Annotated in this window: 18 protein-coding genes; 15 read left to right on the top strand and 3 right to left on the bottom strand. The window is 36.0% G+C overall.

The window, feature by feature from the left end; genetic code table 11:
• Positions 1–45 precede the first annotated feature (45 nt).
• Complete coding sequence (locus ACIGAM_RS09480) at positions 46–630, bottom strand: RNA polymerase sigma factor (RefSeq protein WP_028374679.1); 585 nt, start codon at positions 628–630, stop codon at positions 46–48.
• A 309-nt stretch (positions 631–939) separates the two neighbouring features.
• Between ACIGAM_RS09480 and uvrA the strand changes: the two genes are divergently transcribed.
• From uvrA to ACIGAM_RS09415, 13 genes are all read left to right on the top strand, one after another.
• On the top strand, positions 940–3,723 hold the full coding sequence (gene uvrA / locus ACIGAM_RS09475) for an excinuclease ABC subunit UvrA (protein ID WP_396511215.1): 2,784 nt from the start codon (positions 940–942) through the stop codon (positions 3,721–3,723).
• 217 nt (positions 3,724–3,940) lie between these two features.
• A complete protein-coding gene (locus ACIGAM_RS09470) occupies positions 3,941–4,501 on the top strand; it encodes a hypothetical protein (RefSeq protein WP_396511214.1) in 561 nt (186 codons plus the stop codon).
• 169 nt (positions 4,502–4,670) lie between these two features.
• Positions 4,671–6,086 carry a tRNA uridine-5-carboxymethylaminomethyl(34) synthesis GTPase MnmE gene (mnmE, locus tag ACIGAM_RS09465; protein ID WP_396511213.1) on the top strand — a complete coding sequence of 472 codons (1,416 nt, stop codon included), beginning with the start codon at positions 4,671–4,673 and terminating at the stop codon, positions 6,084–6,086.
• Between the two features lie 222 nt (positions 6,087–6,308).
• Positions 6,309–7,439 carry a site-specific integrase gene (locus tag ACIGAM_RS09460; protein ID WP_396511212.1) on the top strand — a complete coding sequence of 377 codons (1,131 nt, stop codon included), beginning with the start codon at positions 6,309–6,311 and terminating at the stop codon, positions 7,437–7,439.
• Between the two features lie 271 nt (positions 7,440–7,710).
• Entirely contained in the window at positions 7,711–7,992 is a 282-nt protein-coding gene (locus ACIGAM_RS09455; protein ID WP_396511211.1) for a helix-turn-helix transcriptional regulator, read from the top strand.
• A gap of 63 nt (positions 7,993–8,055) precedes the next feature.
• Entirely contained in the window at positions 8,056–9,288 is a 1,233-nt protein-coding gene (locus ACIGAM_RS09450) for a primase-helicase family protein (RefSeq protein ID WP_396511210.1), read from the top strand.
• 179 nt (positions 9,289–9,467) lie between these two features.
• Entirely contained in the window at positions 9,468–10,322 is an 855-nt protein-coding gene (locus ACIGAM_RS09445; protein WP_396511209.1) for a toprim domain-containing protein, read from the top strand.
• A gap of 89 nt (positions 10,323–10,411) precedes the next feature.
• On the top strand, positions 10,412–10,708 hold the full coding sequence (gene mbpA / locus ACIGAM_RS09440) for a mobilization protein MbpA (RefSeq protein WP_396511208.1): 297 nt from the start codon (positions 10,412–10,414) through the stop codon (positions 10,706–10,708).
• On the top strand, positions 10,705–11,532 hold the full coding sequence (locus ACIGAM_RS09435; RefSeq protein WP_396511207.1) for a relaxase/mobilization nuclease domain-containing protein: 828 nt from the start codon (positions 10,705–10,707) through the stop codon (positions 11,530–11,532). Before mbpA ends, ACIGAM_RS09435 begins: the two co-directional genes overlap by 4 nt.
• The gene (locus tag ACIGAM_RS09430) at positions 11,529–11,843 is read left to right on the top strand and encodes a DUF6730 family protein (RefSeq protein ID WP_396511206.1); all 315 of its coding nucleotides are present in this window, start codon (positions 11,529–11,531) and stop codon (positions 11,841–11,843) included. The genes ACIGAM_RS09435 and ACIGAM_RS09430 overlap by 4 nt, the downstream gene beginning before the upstream one ends.
• A gap of 295 nt (positions 11,844–12,138) precedes the next feature.
• Positions 12,139–12,474 (top strand): PadR family transcriptional regulator, encoded by a 336-nt coding sequence (locus tag ACIGAM_RS09425; protein WP_396511205.1) that lies wholly within the window; start codon positions 12,139–12,141, stop codon positions 12,472–12,474.
• Positions 12,471–13,073, top strand: coding sequence for an HAAS signaling domain-containing protein (locus ACIGAM_RS09420; protein ID WP_396511204.1), 603 nt, complete (start codon positions 12,471–12,473; stop codon positions 13,071–13,073). The genes ACIGAM_RS09425 and ACIGAM_RS09420 overlap by 4 nt, the downstream gene beginning before the upstream one ends.
• Position 13,074: 1 nt before the next feature.
• Complete coding sequence (locus ACIGAM_RS09415) at positions 13,075–14,391, top strand: serine hydrolase domain-containing protein (RefSeq protein WP_396511203.1); 1,317 nt, start codon at positions 13,075–13,077, stop codon at positions 14,389–14,391.
• 533 nt (positions 14,392–14,924) lie between these two features.
• On the opposite strand, the gene ACIGAM_RS09410 is transcribed toward ACIGAM_RS09415, so the two are convergent.
• The gene (locus ACIGAM_RS09410) at positions 14,925–16,022 is read right to left on the bottom strand and encodes a hypothetical protein (protein ID WP_396511202.1); all 1,098 of its coding nucleotides are present in this window, start codon (positions 16,020–16,022) and stop codon (positions 14,925–14,927) included.
• Position 16,023: 1 nt separating this feature from the next.
• On the bottom strand, positions 16,024–16,821 hold the full coding sequence (locus tag ACIGAM_RS09405; RefSeq protein WP_396511201.1) for an RNA polymerase sigma factor: 798 nt from the start codon (positions 16,819–16,821) through the stop codon (positions 16,024–16,026).
• Between the two features lie 437 nt (positions 16,822–17,258).
• On the opposite strand from ACIGAM_RS09405, the gene ACIGAM_RS09400 reads away from it, so the two are divergent.
• Together ACIGAM_RS09400 and ACIGAM_RS09395 are read left to right on the top strand one after the other, a co-directional pair.
• Entirely contained in the window at positions 17,259–17,522 is a 264-nt protein-coding gene (locus ACIGAM_RS09400) for a transcriptional regulator (protein WP_396511200.1), read from the top strand.
• Between the two features lie 468 nt (positions 17,523–17,990).
• Complete coding sequence (locus ACIGAM_RS09395; RefSeq protein WP_396511199.1) at positions 17,991–18,797, top strand: hypothetical protein; 807 nt, start codon at positions 17,991–17,993, stop codon at positions 18,795–18,797.
• Positions 18,798–19,039: the final 242 nt, after the last annotated feature.

Genomic DNA, 19,039 nt, shown 5'->3' with positions numbered 1-19,039 from the left:
AGATTATTGACTTCTATAACGCACACTTCTTAGTTTTAGTCTAATCTAGTTTGTTAAAATTATATTGTTCTTTTCAATTACTTTCCGAAGATTAATTAACGCATATCGCATACGCCCTAAAGCTGTATTTATACTCACATCTGTAGATTCTGCAATCTCCTTAAAACTCATGTCTTTATAGATACGCATCACTAAAACATCGCGTTGATCTTCGGGTAACTCGTCTATAAGTTTACGTACGTCCTGCTCTACCTGATCTTTAATTATACGCTTCTCTGCATTTAAATCTGGATCTCCTAAAACCGAAAAAATATTAAAATCGCCTGTATTGTCAAACTTGGGCATACGCTTATTCTTTCTAAAATAGTCTATTACCAGATTGTGTGAGATACGCATAACCCAAGGCAAGAATTTACCTTCTTCATTATAACCGCCACGTTTTAATGTGCGTATAACCTTAATAAATGTGTCTTGAAAAATATCTTCGGTAACATCGCGGTCGTAGACCTTAGAATAAATAAAACTGTAAATACGTTGTTGATGTCTTGAGATAAGAACAGAAAGAGCACTTTCTTCGCCCTTGATATATTTGCTCACTAAAGCAGCGTCAGAATTTAATAAATCTTCCATAAAATTACTTTTGTAGTTTAAAGACCCTTAGGATCAATTCAATAATTTAAAAAGTAATTTTCAAGAATAGGCTTTCCGCTTAGTGGTTTATAGTGAGCCAAATATAACAACTTTCATTCCAAATAAACAACTACCCCGATACAATTTTAACATTAACAGGACGTTGGGCAAATCTTTGAGGTGTTATCGCTACTATAAATTATCTTTGTATCAAAAGAATTCACCTCCTGTAAGAGACTAATACCAATAATTTCAATTAGAAATTAATTCTGTTATGGGGTTTTAAATGCCGCTTGCGGCCACATCGCTATGATTATTGACGTTTCTAAAGCAGATCCTAAAAAAAATATCATTATTAAAGGTGCAAAACTGCACAATCTAAAAAATATAAATGTTATCATACCTCGTAACAAACTGGTTGTAATTACCGGTTTATCGGGTTCTGGTAAGTCTAGCCTCGCCTTTGATACGCTCTATGCAGAAGGTCAACGCCGCTATGTTGAAAGTTTATCGTCGTATGCGCGGCAGTTTTTAGGTAGGCTTAATAAGCCTAAAGTAGATTATATAAAAGGTATTGCACCCGCCATTGCTATCGAGCAAAAGGTAAACAGTACAAACCCACGTTCTACGGTGGGGACCTCAACAGAAATTTACGATTACCTTAAACTCCTTTTTGCGCGTATAGGTAAAACGTATTCCCCAGTTTCGGGCGACGAAGTCAAAAAAGATACGGTAACAGATATTGTTGACTATGTGAAGAGTTTTGAAGAGCGCAGTAAATTGTTGCTTTTGGCTCCTTTTATTGTTGAAAAAGGTCGAAAGATTGAAGAAAAGCTCAATATTTTACAACAACAAGGCTATGCTCGTATTAAAGTAAATGACGAGGTTATACGCATTGAAGAAGCAGGAAGCATTAAATCTTCAGATAAACTATTTCTGGTTGTAGACCGAATAATCACAAAAAACGATGAGGATTTTGAGAACCGACTTGCAGATGCGGTACAAACTGCCTTTTTTGAAGGAAAAGGAGAAGCGTATATTGAAGATCTCGCAACTGGTAATCAGCGCCACTTCAGTAATAGTTTTGAACTAGACGGCATTACCTTTTTAGAGCCTAATGTACATTTGTTCAGTTTTAATAACCCTTATGGGGCGTGTCCTACCTGCGAGGGTTATGGCGATGTTATAGGTATAGATGAAGATCTGGTTATACCCAATACAGCACTTTCAGTTTATGAAAACGTAGTATTTCCGTGGCGCGGTGATAGTATGAGCTACTATAGGGACCAATTAGTTAATACAGCATATAAATTTGATTTCCCCATTCACAAACCGTATTTCGAACTTTCCGAAGAGCAAAAGAATTTATTATGGAATGGAAACAGTCATTTTGAAGGCATCAATCAGTTTTTTGAATATTTAGAATCTAAAGCTTACAAGATTCAAAACCGCGTAATGCTTTCGCGCTATCGCGGAAAAACAAAATGTAAAACCTGCGGTGGCAAACGGCTGCGCAAAGAAGCCAACTATGTAAAAATAGGAGGCGCTACAATTACAGATTTGGTAGGGCTTCCTCTAAATAAAGTTGCAGATTTCTTTAAAAATCTAGAATTAGGAGAGCACGATGCTAAAATTGCAAAACGACTGCTTACCGAGATAGAAAGCCGGCTGGAGTTTTTAGCGAAAGTGGGACTCACCTACCTTACGCTCAATCGAAAATCAAATACACTTTCTGGGGGAGAATCACAGCGTATTAACCTTGCAACTTCTTTAGGAAGTAGTCTGGTAGGTTCTATGTACATACTTGATGAGCCCAGTATAGGCCTGCATCCTAAAGATACAGAGCGTCTTATTGAAGTGCTCAAAAACCTGCGTGATCTTGGCAATACCGTAATTGTGGTAGAGCACGATGAAGATATTATGAAAGCGGCAGATGAGATTATTGATATAGGCCCAGAAGCCGGAACTTTTGGAGGTGACTTGGTTGCCGTAGGTACCTATGATGCCATTTTAAAAAGTGACTCTCTAACTGCTAAATACCTTAACGGCACAATGGAAATTAAAGTTCCTGCAAAACGCCGTACTTCAAAGTATTATGTAGCTATTTTAGGAGCTCGTGAAAATAATTTAAAAAATATAGACGTCCGTTTTCCTATGGGTGTATTTGTAGCTGTAACCGGTGTTTCTGGTAGTGGCAAAAGTACGCTGGTTAAAAAATTACTATACCCATCTATGCTCAAAGAAACCGGTGGTTTTGGAGAAAAAGCCGGTCAAATGACAGGGATTGAAGGAAAGTTTGATAACATTAATCACATCGAATTTGTAGATCAAAACCCTATAGGTCGCTCTTCACGTTCAAACCCGGTAACCTACATTAAAGCTTACGATGATATACGCTCCTTGTATGCAGGTCAGAAACTGAGTAAAATACGCAATTTTCAGACAAAACATTTTTCTTTTAATGTAGATGGCGGGCGCTGCGAAACCTGTAAAGGCGAAGGTGAAGTTACCATTGAAATGCAATTTATGGCAGATGTGCATCTGGAATGCGAAGTCTGTAAAGGAAAGCGCTTTAAGAAAGAAGTGCTTGAAGTTACGTTTGAAGGTAAGAATATAGACGATATCTTAAATCTTACGATAGATGATGCAATTTCCTTTTTCACCGAATTTAAACAGGATAAGATCACGCGAAAACTAAAACCTTTACAAGATGTAGGCTTAGGTTATGTAACACTGGGGCAAAGCTCATCTACCTTATCTGGTGGCGAAGCGCAGCGTATTAAATTGGCTTCTTTTTTAGTAAAAGGAATCACCAAAGAGAAAAACCTATTTATTTTTGATGAACCTACCACCGGTCTACATTTTCACGATATTCAAAAGTTATTGACTTCGTTTGAAGCATTAATTAAAAAAGGCCATTCTATTCTTGTTGTAGAACACAATCTAGATTTAATTAAATGTGCAGATCACGTGATAGACTTAGGTCTTGAAGGAGGCGAGAACGGCGGCTATTTAATCGCTTCGGGAACTCCTGAAGAAGTGGCTAAAAACAAAAAGTCGTACACGGCTCAGTATTTAAAAGAGAAGCTCTAATCCCTTATTGGTTATTCGGTATTCGGTATTCGATATTTGTTATTAAAAAAATCGTTTACAAAACGAACACAAAACGCTGATATAAAGCAACATAAGCCAAAGTTAAGCATTTCGCTTTAGCGAAATAACGAGCTTATATTGAGTTTGGCACGGCGTTTGAAAAGTCTTAAGTATAACTGGATTAATTTTTAATAATTGATCTAAAATATAGAAAGACATGAAACGCACTTTACTTTTTTTAGCAGCAAGTTTCGTAATCGGAGCAACTGCGCAGGCAGCAGATTTAGCACCTACAAATGCTAATGGCGATAAAGTTTTACTAAATCATACGACTATGAGTCCGGTGATTTTTATAGAGCGTGGTGTAGAATTTCTGGTTTATCCTGATGGAACTTTAGATTTTAACGTAACACCCTCTTCTACCCGTTTAAATGGTAAATATGTTAAAGAGATTTATTATCCGGGTAATTATGCTGTTAATTATGGCACCGGAGCAAATTACCGAAGAGGTTATGTACAGTATAATAGAAACGGTATGGTTACCCAAATAGGCACTATAGAAATAGACTATTTACGTAACGGCCAGGTGGCGCGTATTGGGGATATTCCTGTAAAGTATAAACAAGGACGTTTAGATAAACTAGGTAATGTAAAAATGCATTACGACATAAATGGCCGTATTTATAAGCAAACCGGTGATTTCTATAACGGAAAATATAAGAAAGATAAAGAAATTGAAGTGATTGAAGTATATGGCGACCGCAGTCGCAGATCATAAATTGTACTGAGAGTTTTTAAGTTTAGTATTGAATAAAAGTAAGACTCGCCTGATTAGCGAGATCTAGTTTGATTTTTTGGTTGGTTAGTTGATGAATCCCTTGCAAATTCGTTTGTAAGGGATTTTTTTATGGAGTGTCGCCACAGCAATATTTCGTAATTTTACCGCTATGCAAATTCAAGATACAATAGCCGCACTAGCGACTGCACCGGGAGCGGGTGCGATAGCCGTAATACGCGTTTCGGGGGAAAATGCTTTAAGCCTCGTATCCTCTATTTTTAGTGCCAAAAGCGGAAAGATTCTCAACGATCAGGAATCTCACACCCTGCATTTAGGAAATATTATAGATGGAAACCGAATCATTGATGAAGCTTTAGTTTCCATATTTAAAGGAAAACGATCCTATACGGGAGAACCTACTGTTGAGATCTCGTGTCACGGAAGCTCATATATTCAGCAAGAAATTCTACAGCTTTTATTCAGAAAAGGCTGTCGGGCTGCTAAAGCCGGTGAATTTACCCTACGCGCATTTATAAATGGAAAGATGGATTTGAGCCAGGCTGAAGCCGTAGCAGATCTAATCGCCAGTGATAACGCAGGAGCGCATCAAATCGCAATGCAACAAATGCGTGGTGGTTTTTCTAATGAAATCGCTCAACTACGTCAGGAATTGCTCGATTTTGCATCGCTTATCGAACTCGAACTTGATTTTGCAGAAGAAGATGTGGAGTTTGCCAATCGCGAAGAATTTCAGAATCTGATCACAAAAATAACCCGAGTTTTAAAACGTCTTATCGATTCTTTCGCGACCGGTAATGTTATTAAAAACGGAATTCCTGTTGCTATTGTAGGCGAACCCAATGTGGGAAAATCAACTTTGCTGAATGCGCTTTTAAATGAAGAGCGCGCGATTGTAAGCGATATTGCAGGTACAACCAGAGATACCATTGAAGACGAACTCTCAATAGGCGGAATTGGATTTCGTTTTATAGATACTGCAGGAATACGTGAGACTGTAGATATTATAGAAGGCCTGGGAATCAAAAAAACTTTTGAAAAAATCACACAGGCTCAGGTGGTTCTTTACCTCATTAATGCTGATAAGTTTAGAAATCAACCCGATCTATTTATTGTTGAAATTCAGAAAATACGCAACCGTTTTCCGGATAAACCTTTAGTACTGGTCGCAAATAAAATAGACCACCTCACCGAAGCGGAACAATACAGCATTAATGAACAATTATCTCAATTAATACCCGAAAATACTAAATCTGCAGTGCTTCTGATTTCTGCTAAAACCGGTTTGGGTGTAGACGACTTGAAAGAACAATTGCTACAATTTGTAAACATGGGCGCTCTTCGCAATAACGAGACTTTAGTTACCAACTCCCGCCACTACGACGCCCTCCTAAAAGCCCTTGAAGAAATTGAAAAAGTACAACAAGGCATTAATGATGGATTAAGCAGTGATTTAATGGCAATAGACATTAGAGAAGCTTTATATCACTTTGGGGAAATTACCGGCCAGGTAACAAACGACGAACTTCTGGGTAATATTTTTGCTAATTTTTGTATTGGTAAATAAATTCAAAATTTAATCTGATATCATTTGACATCAAATAAACACAAATCCCAACAAAATCAACACTTCACGAACCTTAATTATTCACTCTCATTTTCTCATAATTCACCTATAATTGACCTTTTGTTACACCTCTGGTACACCTCAATGTTAAATACATAAACGAGGTGTACCGTGGTACACCTCGTTTCATTTTTTTATCTATTTTTATAAAAAGGTAAGACGATGATAATCAAGCTAAAAAAGAAAAAACTGGCTTCTGGCAAATACAGCCTATATATCGAATATTATAAAGGTAATGTTAGGGATGACAACGGTAAACAAGTCCATTCAAGGGAATTCGAATATCTCAAGCAGTATCTATATGTAAATCCGAAAAACGCTCTTGAAAAGAAAGAAAATGAAGAAACACTCTTGAGGGCTGAACAAATCTTATCCATTCGCCGAGCAGAATATGCTCAAGGCAAATACGGAATTAAAGATCGTAGTAAAGACAAATTACTATTTCTCAATTATTATGAAAAGCTCAAGGAAGAGCGTTATGAGACCAAAGGTAATTACGATAATTGGGATGCTGCTCAAAATCATATCGAAGGCTATTGCAAAACTAAGAATACTACTTTTGAAGATATAGATGAAAATTTTATCGTGGGTTTCAAAAAATACCTGAACAAAAAAGCAAAGACTAAATCTGGAACTCTTTTATCTCAGAATTCAAAATACACATACTTTAATAAATTTAAAGCTGCTTTACGCCAGTCTTTTGACGATGGATATACCAGCCGCAATTATGCTACAGCCGTGAAAGGGTTTGCTATGGGTGAAACCACACGTGAATATCTAACTCACGAAGAATTACAAAATTTATTTAAAGGTGAATGTAAGCATCAAATGTTAAAAAATGCGTTCATTTTCAGCTGTCTTACCGGTTTACGGTGGAGCGATATAAACAAACTTACCTGGTCTGAAGTACGGGATGAAGAAGAGGAATCCCGACTTATATTCAAACAGAAAAAAACTGCTGCTCAGGAATACCAATACGTATCTGAACAGGCGCGGAGCATTTTAGGTCCTCGAAAACAAGAAGGTGCTCGTGTGTTCCAGGGTTTGAAATACGGCGCACATTTTAATGCAGAACTACTACGGTGGTGTATGCGTGCGGGAATAACCAAGCACATTACGTTTCATAGTGCCAGACATACACACGCTGTACTGCTGCTAGAGCACGGAGCTGATATTTATACGGTTTCAAAAATTCTGGGGCATAAAGAAATTCGAACCACTCAGATCTACGCTAAAATTGTAGACAAAAAGAAAAAAGAAGCGGCCTATTTGATCCCTAAATTGGAAATCTAAAATTTTACCTGTTGATAACTTGCATAAACTCTGATTCCACGCATAATTTTTAGTGGTTTTTGTTATTCGCAAGAATATGCAAAAATTCTTTTTGCTATGATTTGATATCATCTGAAATCAATTAACACAAACACTTGTTTTTCAAATATTTGTGCATAAGTCCTGAATTGAAAACTATGCTTTAATTAATCATAGCTTTACTTTTATTTCAAGAATTCTAAAAAAATATAACAAAGCGCTTTGTTCACTATTCACTTTAAAATCGAATACGATGAACACGATTAAATTAGACGAAAGGCTAGCACGCATTGAATCGCTATTACTAGCTAACAAAAAGGTTCTTACGGTTGAGGAAGCCTGCGACTATACAGGCATTTCCAGAAGCTATTTATACAAATTAACCTCGTTAGGAGGCATTCCGCACAGTAAGCCTGGTGGTAAACTTATTTATTTTGATATCGATCTACTCAATAACTGGCTTTTAGAAAATCACCGGAAATCTCATTCGCAGATTAAACAGGAAGCTTTGAACTATACCATGAAAAAGCGGTAACTGATCTCCAGACCCTGATTCTATTTAAATCAGGGTTTCTCTTCACTATTAATACAATTACTTATGAAAGCTATACCTTATAAAAGGGTCGGCACCACCTATTATAAGTTGGTAGCCGCTCCTACTATTACTGGTCATTTTAATGAGTTTCTGGTTCATTGGAATATAGAGACCATAAAACAAGATCACGGAAAAGCCTATTTGACGAAAATCCCCAAATATGATGGATTTACCTGTATTCCCAATCACATCGACTTTAAACAGGAATACAAGGGGTTTTATAATATCTATTCCCCACTTGGTAAGCAGCCACGTGAAGGGGCTATTGATACTACTACTAAATTTCTTAATCACATATTTGGTAATCAACTGGAACTGGGTTTGGATTACCTGCAGTTGCTTTACACAAAGCCGGTTCAAATCCTTCCAATTCTATGCCTGGTTTCCAAAGAACGCTCAACCGGTAAGAGCACCTTTTTAAAGTGGCTTAAAAGCATTTTTGAGAATAACCTTACGTATCTGACCAACGACAGTTTCAGCAGTCAGTTTAATTCTGATTGGGCCAATAAACTGCTGATTTGTATTGATGAAGTACTTTTCAATAAAGAAGAGCTTACCGAACGGATCAAATACCTGAGCACTACAAATATCAATAAGCTCGAAGCTAAAGGAAAAGATAAGCGCGAAGTGGAATTCTTTGGCAAGTTTATTCTCTGCAGTAATAATGAGGACAACTTTATAAAGATAGATGCTAATGAAACTCGCTTTTGGGTGCTAAAAGTACCCTCTATTAAAAAAGAGCAAACGAACTTTTTGGAGCAGCTTATTGCTGAAATCCCTGCATTCTTATACCATCTATCAAACCGAAAGCTAAGCACTACCCACCAAACACGTATGTGGTTTACCCCGGGGCAGATAAAAACGGCTGCACTTTCCAAACTCGTAAAAAACAATAGAAATCGGGTTGAAAAAGAATTGGCCAGTATTCTTATGGGGGTCTTTGAAAAGTTTGATTTAGAGGAAGTAGATTTTTGTCCATTAGACGCTTTAAATGCATTGAATAAAACCCGAGTCAAAACAGATCTTACACAACTACGCAAATTACTGAAGGTAGACTGGAAATTGAACAACCAACCTAACTCCAATCAATATCGAAAATTCATTATTTGGTCCGATGGATCTATCAATTTGATAGAGGCAAAAGGCCGCTATTTTACCGTAAAAAAGGAATTTCTGACCCGAAATTTTGATGAGACGATGACAGATGATGACAATCCCACTGTTTACAAGGGCTGAAGCTGTCATTATTTTATCATCAAACTGTCATCAAAAAAATAAATGATGACAAAAATGAAGCTTAAAAAATCAAAAATGATGAAACGATGAATTTTTGATGACAGGGTAAGACTAGTAATTATAGGGCTTAACAAGATTTGTCATCAAATCATCATTTTTTTTCTAAAAATAGAATGCAAATGAAAAAAAAAGAAATGTCGTGTGAAAGAGCCCGAAAAATATCCATCGTGAAGGCGCTGGAATTTTTAGGACACCTTCCCACTCGCAATACGGAAAAGGAAGCTTGGTTTCTGAGTCCCCTGCGGTCAGAAACCCAAGCATCCTTTAAAGTTTCTAAAAAATTAAACTGCTGGTACGACCACGGATTAGGTAAAGGCGGCAACTGCATCGATCTAGTTTGTGCGCTATCAAAAGTATCCGTAAGTGATGCATTAGCAATTTTAGCTCAAGCTAATACTGGAACTTATGAACTTCCAACACCGCAACAAAAAGTGAACAAGGAATCTCAAATTGAAATCAAACAGATAAAGCCTATTCGACATCCAGCTTTATTACAGTATCTGAAGAAACGAAAAATTAGTCTAATTGTAGCCAAAGAATTCTGTAGGGAGATTCACTATACGATTAATGATAGCTATGGTTTTTCCATTGGGTTCCAAAACAATTCTGGTGGCTGGGAACTTAGAAACAAATATTTTAAATCGTCCAGCGCTCCAAAAGATCTGACTTGGATTAAAAATCGGTCTGAAAATTTAATTGTTCTGGAAGGAATGTTTGATCTGTTATCGCTGACTGCATTATATCCTAATTTAAAAAGGGAAGCTGATTTTCTAATTTTAAACTCCATTGCTTTTGCGGATAGGGCTCTCCCCTATTTTGATAATTATGAAGTTATTGAATTGTATCTGGATCGGGATGAATCCGGAAGAAAAACCACGGAGTTATTCTTAAATGAAAATTCAAAATGCATTGATAAATCTGAGTTCTATTCTGATGAAAATGACCTCAATGACTGGCTGATGAAAAGGAAATAAAACTGATTTCTGGAGAGCAGGGCAAGATGTGTGGCTGTGGCCACAATCTTGCTTTGCTCCCGATGGTTGCAAAGAAAAAAATACAAACAATGAAACGAGCACTTATCAAATTCAGATGCAGCGTATATGAGAAAAAACTGCTGCAGATAAAAGCAAAAGCAGCAGGCAAAAGCCTAAGTGCTTTTTGTAGAAATAGCCTTATAGAACAACAGATCATAGAGCGGATGAATGAAGAGCATATCAACACCTATAAAATGTTGGTGAAGTATCACAATAACTTTAAACGCATCGGGAATATGTATAAAAAAGGGAATCCAAAACTCAGTCAGGAAGTCAATCTAGTTGCTAAAGAAATCAAGAAACATCTTAAAAGCATCATCCCATGATTGGCAAAGGAAGTTCTATATCAAGTACACTCGGAGCTTTGAGATACGGTAATAATCCAGATAAAGAAGCTGAGCAGGTATACAGTCACCTAATCGTTGGAGATACTGCAGAAGAAATCACCAGAGAGTTTGAGGCGGTACAACACCTGAATCAAAACTGTGAGCGCAATACCTTAAGTTTTATTCTAAGCCCAACAGTTAATGACGGAGCCAAAATGAATAATAAAGACCTGAGCGAACTTACCAAAACCTTCATTCAGCAAATGAAATTAGAAGAACGCCAGGCGGTCGCTTATGTGCATCGGGATAAGGAGCATACCCATGTACATCTTTATGTAAACCGTATTGATCTGAGCGGGAAGGCTTACAAAGATAGCTTTATCGGAAAGCAAAGTCAGTGGGCTGCAGAGCGAACCGCAAAGCAAATGGGTATTCAAACCGTGCAGGACGTACAGCTTGAAAAAAATAAAGCGCTCGCACATACTCGAGGTGAAATACAAAAAGCGCATCAAAACGCCATCAGTCAGCATGGAACTAAAGATCTTCAGACCTATATCAACCGAATGAGAGATCAGCAAATTGATGTAATACCGATAATCAACAAATCCAAACAGCTGCAGGGTTTTCGTTTTGAGTACCAAGGGCAAAGTATAAAAGGTAGTGCCGTTAACCGGTCGATGTCTGCCAGTAATTTGCTCAGATCCATCAACCGTGCAAAAAGTGTTGTTTTATCGGGAACAAGCGTACCCATTGCACCAAGCCTGGCGAAAGCTGTAGCCAAAAAGGTCCTAAAAATTGTAATCGATAAAGGAATTGGAATATGACAAAGTTGGAACTAATCTCAGAACTTCTCGTTGAAGAATTACATTCCTTTAAGGAAGAAGTCAATCGCTTAGAGCGCATTGAAAAAAGCCTTAAAAGCACAGCTATAAAAGCAGACAGTACTCAGATTGAAAAGTTAATAGAGGAACATCTTAGAAACCTACACGTTGATCAAACTGCTCAACAGGAAAATCAGGAAGAAATCTTAAAACGGATTAAGCACTCTCGAACGATTCCGAATTGGCTCTTAGTGATAGTCCTATTTCTTTTTCTTTCACAAGCTTTTACTATTATTTACCTTTTGCTGCGCTAATTGAAAAAGTAGAACTAATTTTTTCTTTCAAAAAAACCTAGCCGTTGTGAAGGCCTTTTCGAAAGAAAAAATAATGGGTAAGGGAGCTTAGGTAAGATGATGATTTCGCTTTTAATAAATAGAATATTTTATGTCATAATCTAAGGTTTAGCAAATAGCTTTCAGTTTTTTCTTTTCATCAGCATTTTTAAATATCGCTTACCAACTTTAAAAAGATTCAGACCGTATAAATATTTTAATATATATTTTTACGCAATACATTGTTATACTATGTATTTTGTCATACATTTACCTTATGAATATAATTTTTGTTGAAAAATGGAAATCTCAAGTCAAGAAAGGAACCTTGACTTTTATTGTCCTCAATGTTCTAAGGGATAAAGAATTTTATGGATATGAATTTATTGAAGAGGTAAAAAAATTAACCCAAATCGAAATTGCAGAAGGAACTTTCTACCCCCTTATGAACAGGTTAAAAAAGGAGGGTTTAGTGACTTCTAAATGGGTGGAGCAAAAATCTGGTATACCTAGAAAATATTTTACACTTACAGAAACCGGAAAGGAAACTCTCAAAACAATGCTAACATATTGGGTAGATCTGGCTTCTTCAATTAAAAAAATATCTCAATGAAAATAAAGGAAATTCAATTTAAAGAAACTGCTTCTCAACGTATTTATAGAAGCTATATGAAGCGCATCGAAAAAACACTTTCATCACTTTCTAAAAGTGATCAGCAAGATGTGCTCTTAGAATTTAATAGCCATATATACGAAGGACTTGCAAGAAAAACTAACAAACGAGAAACCGATCATCTTCTAGACCTCTTAGAAAAACTTGGTGATCCGGAGAAAGTCTTGAAACCTTTAATCGCAGATAAAAAACTAGAACAAGCTACGCGCACGTTCAACCCTATCCATTTATTTAAAGCTATAGCGCTTAATATAGGTAATGGTATTTCTTATGTGGTATTCGGTGTTCTCTATATCTGTCTATTCGGTTTTATTATTCTTATTTACTTCAAACTAAAGAATCCAGATCAAGTTGGTCTTTATTTCAAAGATGATTCATTTATGCTTCTGGGAAAACTCAACTCTGACTATATAAAAAATCCAAGCGTCACCGAAATCTTAGGGAATTGGTTTATCCCTACACTGGTTGCGATTACATTAATTGCTTACCTCATTCTGACTCTATTACTAAAGTTTAAAAGATCAATCAATAAACACTAATATGAAAAAATCATTCATCACATCAATCCTGCTTTTTATTACCTCAATTTGCTTAGCTCAAGAACTTGATACCCAAAAATTAGACAGCCTTTTTGATTTGCTCGAAAGCCATAATAAATTTATGGGCAGTCTTTCTGTAACTCAAAACGGAAAGACCTTGTATCAGAAAACTATTGGATTTGTAAGTATCGAAGATTCCATTAAATCCAATCATTCAACCAAATATCGAGTAGGCTCAATATCTAAAATGTTTACAGCTTCACTACTATTAAAAGCCGTGGAGGAGAACAAATTAGCGCTTGATGATAATCTAGATCAGTTCTATCCTGAGATTGTAAATGCTGATAATATAACTATCAAAAATTTACTGAATCACAGCAGCGGTATTCACGATTTCACTCGAAATGAAGATTATTTAGACTGGAATCAAACACAACAATCAAAAGATAATATGCTTGAAAGAATAGCGGGTTTTGAAAGTGATTTTGAACCCAATTCCAAAAGTGAGTACAGCAATTCTAATTTCGTGTTATTGACCTTCATCCTAGAAGACCTCTATAAAACATCATTCGCCAAACTTCTTGAAACTAAAATAATTCTACCGGTGTATTTAAAAAATACAGCATACGGTCAAAAAATAAATCCAAAAGCGAATGAAGCACTATCTTATTCATTTCTAGGAAAGTGGAATATAGAAACTGAGACAGATATGTCTATTCCTCAAGGAGCTGGCGCTATTATTTCAACTCCTGAGGATTTGAATAATTTCATTACAGCGCTATTTAACGAGAAAATTATTTCGAAAAATAATTTAGAGCTCATGAAATCCATAAAGAATGGATACGGCCTAGGCCTGTTTAAGTTTCCATATAACGATAAATGGAGCTATGGACATACAGGAGGGATTGATGGGTTTCAATCTGTTACCAGTTTTTTTCCTGATGATCAACTCGCAATTAGTTTAACGGGAAATGGGATAAACTATGATAAAAATGACATACTACTGGCCGTTTTAGGTAGCTTTTATGAAGGAAAATTTGATTTACCGGAATTTAAATCAATAAAAATAACCGAAGAAGAATTAGAAAATTTTCTAGGAACCTACTCCAGTGAACAGATCCCTCCAAAAATTACTATTACTAGAGAAGATTTTACACTGTTAGCTCAGGCTACTGGTCAATCAGCATTTCCACTAGAGCCTATTTCGAACAACACATTTGTTTTTAAGCAAGCTGGTGTAAAAATAGAATTCAATTTAGCGGAAAATCTGATGATATTGAAACAAGGAGGTAAAGAGTTTTTATTCCATAAAGAATAAAAAGCTTAATACAATCTATAATAACTTGAATCAAATTATTATTTACAAGTTGAGTTTCAACTAGAATAGGATGAGCAAGCCAGTTAGAATAATTACTGATTGGTTTTATGAAACACAAGTTGACTGTACGCTATTGGTATTTTAAATAAAGGCGATTTATATTTACAAGTGAACTCAGCCGGTGTATATGCCCAGCAACATTTAGCGCGCGCCATTAACATCACCTTTACAGCTGTACGAACATCCTCCTAATTAGTTCAGAATTGAAAGTTTGGGATTCAAAATTATACTGATCTAAATGCCCCCGGTTTAAAATTTAGTGAGCGACTTATTGCAGATGTTTTTCTTTCATTGGCAGTTCTCATATATTAAATAATACTATTTTAGAGAGCGCGTCCCACCGTTGTATATGCCTTGCAGCATTTGGTGTGTGTCACTGACCACACTTTGCGGGTGTACAAGCACCCTCGTTTTTATATTCAAATTTTATCGTTTTTCTTCCTTTGAAAGAAGGACTGGGGATGGATATTAAACTACCCCACCACCAGTTCAATACCAGCTTTTTCAGCTTTGTATGCTATTTTCTGGGTTAATTCATAATACGACCAGTTTCTAAGAACGAAATGTTGCTCCTTTGCTGCTTCGATTTTAGCTTCTTGATCGACCAGCATCAGTGTACCGGCTTGATGCTTTACGCAAAAATCAATGAGTTTTCTACTGTAAATGTGTAAGCGCTGATTTACATAATTCTTTTCTTTTTCTTTAAATGGATCTGCCGCTTTAAGTTTTCTTTTACGCCCGTGACCACCCCGGGAATATACCGATCCCGCTATAGCTCGTTTACGGGCAGCCTGAATCGCTAACCTTCGGTATAAAAACTCTTCTTTGGTGCCGATGTTCATTCGGCTGCGGCCAACCTTCACCGAAATGGGGTATTCTAATGATAAAGAAGCCTCAGCGATAACCTGAGGTTTTAAAGCGTGCTGTTCTTGTTCGACATCAAATACTGCATACCAAAAGATCTTCCCATCCTTAAGTCTGATTTCTGAAGTTCGCAAGCGGGTTTCTCCTTTGATGAATCGATGTAACAAACTGAGTTTATCTGTAAAATCCTTTCCCAGATAGGTGCAAAAAGGAATTGTAAATAAGCGAAAACAAAACACTTTTCGATCCTCGTCGTATTTAAACCCAGATATACTCTCTGAGGTAAAGGGGAAACCATTATTCTTTTTAAAGTTTTCAAGAGCGCGTTCTCCGCTCCAATACTTCGGTCTGTTTTTAATAAACGAACGCTCTATATTCTGATTTAAATTAGTCAGTATTTTGGTTGGAATTTGTCCTTTAAATCGATCCGATAACACCCGATACGTGCTATTGAGACGGGATCGATTTATAATGCCGTTTTCGTGTTTTTTGACATCAGCCAATTTGTATTGAATCTCTTCGGTTAAATAAAAGAACTCTTTAATCATTTCCTGAACGTAGAGATGGGTTACAATTATATTGGATGCTTTAAAGCAGCAGTATTGCCAGTCGTAGAGTTTTGCAATAGCCTCTTTGCGCTCTTCATAATCCGGCAGATCGATGTGAAGCTGAATTTTACGAGTAAGTCTGAGTGTTTTCGCTTTCATATCAGGCGGATTTTAAATGCTGTTCGTGGTTTTCCTGTAAAAACTTATACGCTGTAGTAAAAGCCCGGTGTACTTCTTTTTGAGAGAGTTTGAGTTCTGTAGCAATGGCAGCAAACGAGTAATGTTGTTCGCAGCGTAATTCCAATATGCGGGCTTCCTGTTCGGTGATTTCAACTGGAGGTTTGGATTGCTCTTCACCTGTTTCATTTGTTTGAAGAAGGTAAGCTTGATTGATGATGGTTTTAATCTGTTCAATAGTTTGCTTCATCGTATTACTAGCTTCGGTAATGCTGATGCCTAGCTGCTCGGAGATGGTTTTATACTTAAACCCGTGTTGAAAACAGAGCTCTATAAGGCGTTTGCGCTGCATTCCCAAGAGCGGCAATATATTTACCACTTGCTCGTAATCTTTCTGTCGATTTTGCTGATCTACCAAATGCTGATCTACCGCAGTAGGATCATAACCCAACATATATTCCTGATAGTCGGGAAACTTATCTAAGGAATAAAAATCCCGATAAAACTGATTTTTAGGACGCGTATAGTACCACCTGCATTCGGTTGAAATCACCTTATATAAAAAACCAACCAAGTGTTTGGGCGACTCGATTTGCTCGCGTTTATTCCACAGTATTAAAAAGGTATTCTGTACTAAGGTTTCAACCACATAAGCATCTTTAATGATACTTCTGCCCATCCAGTAGATGCGCCTGTGATACTGCGCGTAAATCGTATTAAATGCCCGTGGACATCCATTTTTAAATGCCATATAATGTGTATCTATTTGAAATCGCTTCATAACATTACCCGCTTTTGTTATTCTACATAGTTTTGAATTAGGGGTGTACTGACCTTAAGCAGGTATACGATTATACCAGCCCAAGAGCACATTTTGAATTAGGGTACAGCTGCTAGCCCTCTTATGAAGAAACAATGACTTTGAAAAGTGAAGTTTGAGCCAAAAATAAAAGGCGCAGGTCTCAGCTTATCGAATCTGGGTACTGGTATACCGCACAGCAATAAGTGAGAGCCCACGCCCGGGTCGTGAGCATCCCGGCTTATCCTCTCGCTGTTTAAAATTACCAGTTTTAGATTCGAGATTCAAAGCGAATGCTTCTAATATTTTACTTAAAGAAGTTTCGCAAATATATAATTATGAGTCAAATATAGTAAAATAATCTTAACCTCGTTCGATCGAACGAGAAAATTCTTAATGTTTATAATTCCTTTGCTCGTATGGGTAAGGATATTAATTCAGCTATATGTGAGTTTATAACAAAAGAATGGATAGATCCCTTTCTTTCCAAAGGTGGAACTCAGGTTGAATTTGCAGATCATCATAATATCTTAGAAAGTACTGTTCGCAAAATAAAAAGCAAGTCTAATTATCGTATCCCAGTTGAAACGTTATTTAAAATTTGTCAAGAAAAACGTTTAGATATCTCAGATTTCTTCAAAGCGGTAGAAAAAATGTTTCCCAATCTAAAAAGTCATAATTAAGTCAAAACAATATTAATTTCTTTTATCCTTAGTAATCAAATATTTCATACACCTCTACTATGTTGATCTGTTTAGTATTTGAATAAGAAGATTTTGAAATGCTTAATAATGAAATTCACTTTTTTTGAAATTTTAATTTCATACACTCTTCATACTCTATCGTGGCCTTTGCCTAGGCTTTGAGTGGGGAATGCTATACTGCTGTTTCTCCTGATTATTTAATAAAAAATACTCTAGTATAATCCTGATAAAACTATACAGGTCTTATTTAAATTCTGAAAATGACTACAAACTTTTTTTGAGATTAGGGAATTGTGTAAGCTCGTTTATTTTGGATATAGTAACCTAGTTCTATCAACTGATAAACAGGAACAAAAGTTCCTTTTATCCCGGAAAAATTTAGGGTATAATGGGTACATTTATAGTGATATAACTAGTTGTGTGTAATGCAAAAAAAACGAACTACGGATGGAAAACTGTTGGATTTGTGGAGATTTAGCTGACTCGAAAGAGCACAAATTCAAAGCGTCTGATTTAAAACGTTTTTACGGAAAAAAATTTGACTGCTATTATATTCAAGAAAGTGCAGTTCAAATAGAAAGTTATAAGGATAGAATTTTAAAATTCCCTGAAATTATTTGTACTAAATGCAATGTAACTCTAACACGAAAACACGACGATGCTTACGATATATTTATCAATTATTGTCATCAAAATTACGACTTGCTACTTGAAAGAGCAGAATTAAATTTTGAGAATATTTACGGGAAAAATTGGGTTGAACAGAAAAGAAATTTATACAGGTATTTTGCAAAACACGCAGGTTGTAAAATTGTAACATCGGAATATCCACAGGATTTAACAGACTTGTCTGAATTCATACTCGGAAAAGAAAAAACCGAAAAATTTACTTTACGTTTTGAATTAAAAATGATTATAAAACTATTACACACGTTTTATAATAAGGACAGGGAATTTGGACATTTATTTAATGCACAAACACTTTATTACGGATATTATGACAATTTAACTTTAGCAGGTTGGCTTTCTAATAATTGGATAACCACAAATTGGGTTTACAGCAAAAATATAAACCCAAACAAAAAATCTGACTTCATAAATAAAACGGAAAGATTAAAAATTGTGGACTTGAATTATTACGACAAAAATCTTTTAGAGACTGAATCTTATTACGAAATGATTAAATATTTTGAGTTTGGAAAGCTAAATACATTGGAAAAAAGAATAGAACATTATAAAGAAATAATTGAATAAGTACTACATACAACATAGTTAACCATTACACAACTCTAACTTTCTAAGAAAAGAGGACTCTACTGATTTTGAGAAATAGGTAAGTTATTATTTTCTAAGTGTATGGTATTCTTAAAAACTGCTATTAATTCATAATTTGATTAAACAGGAGGTTGTTCAACGGGCACAACATATATGATCTCATAGCTAATTATTAAATCTCGTAAATGATATCCTGATGTACTTAAAATATTACATTTATA

It is taken from the genome of Leeuwenhoekiella sp. NPDC079379, assembly GCF_044542075.1.
GTDB lineage: Bacteria > Bacteroidota > Bacteroidia > Flavobacteriales > Flavobacteriaceae > Leeuwenhoekiella.
The sequence above is the reverse complement of the archived record's forward strand: the minus strand, read 5'-3'. Positions and strand labels throughout refer to the sequence as shown.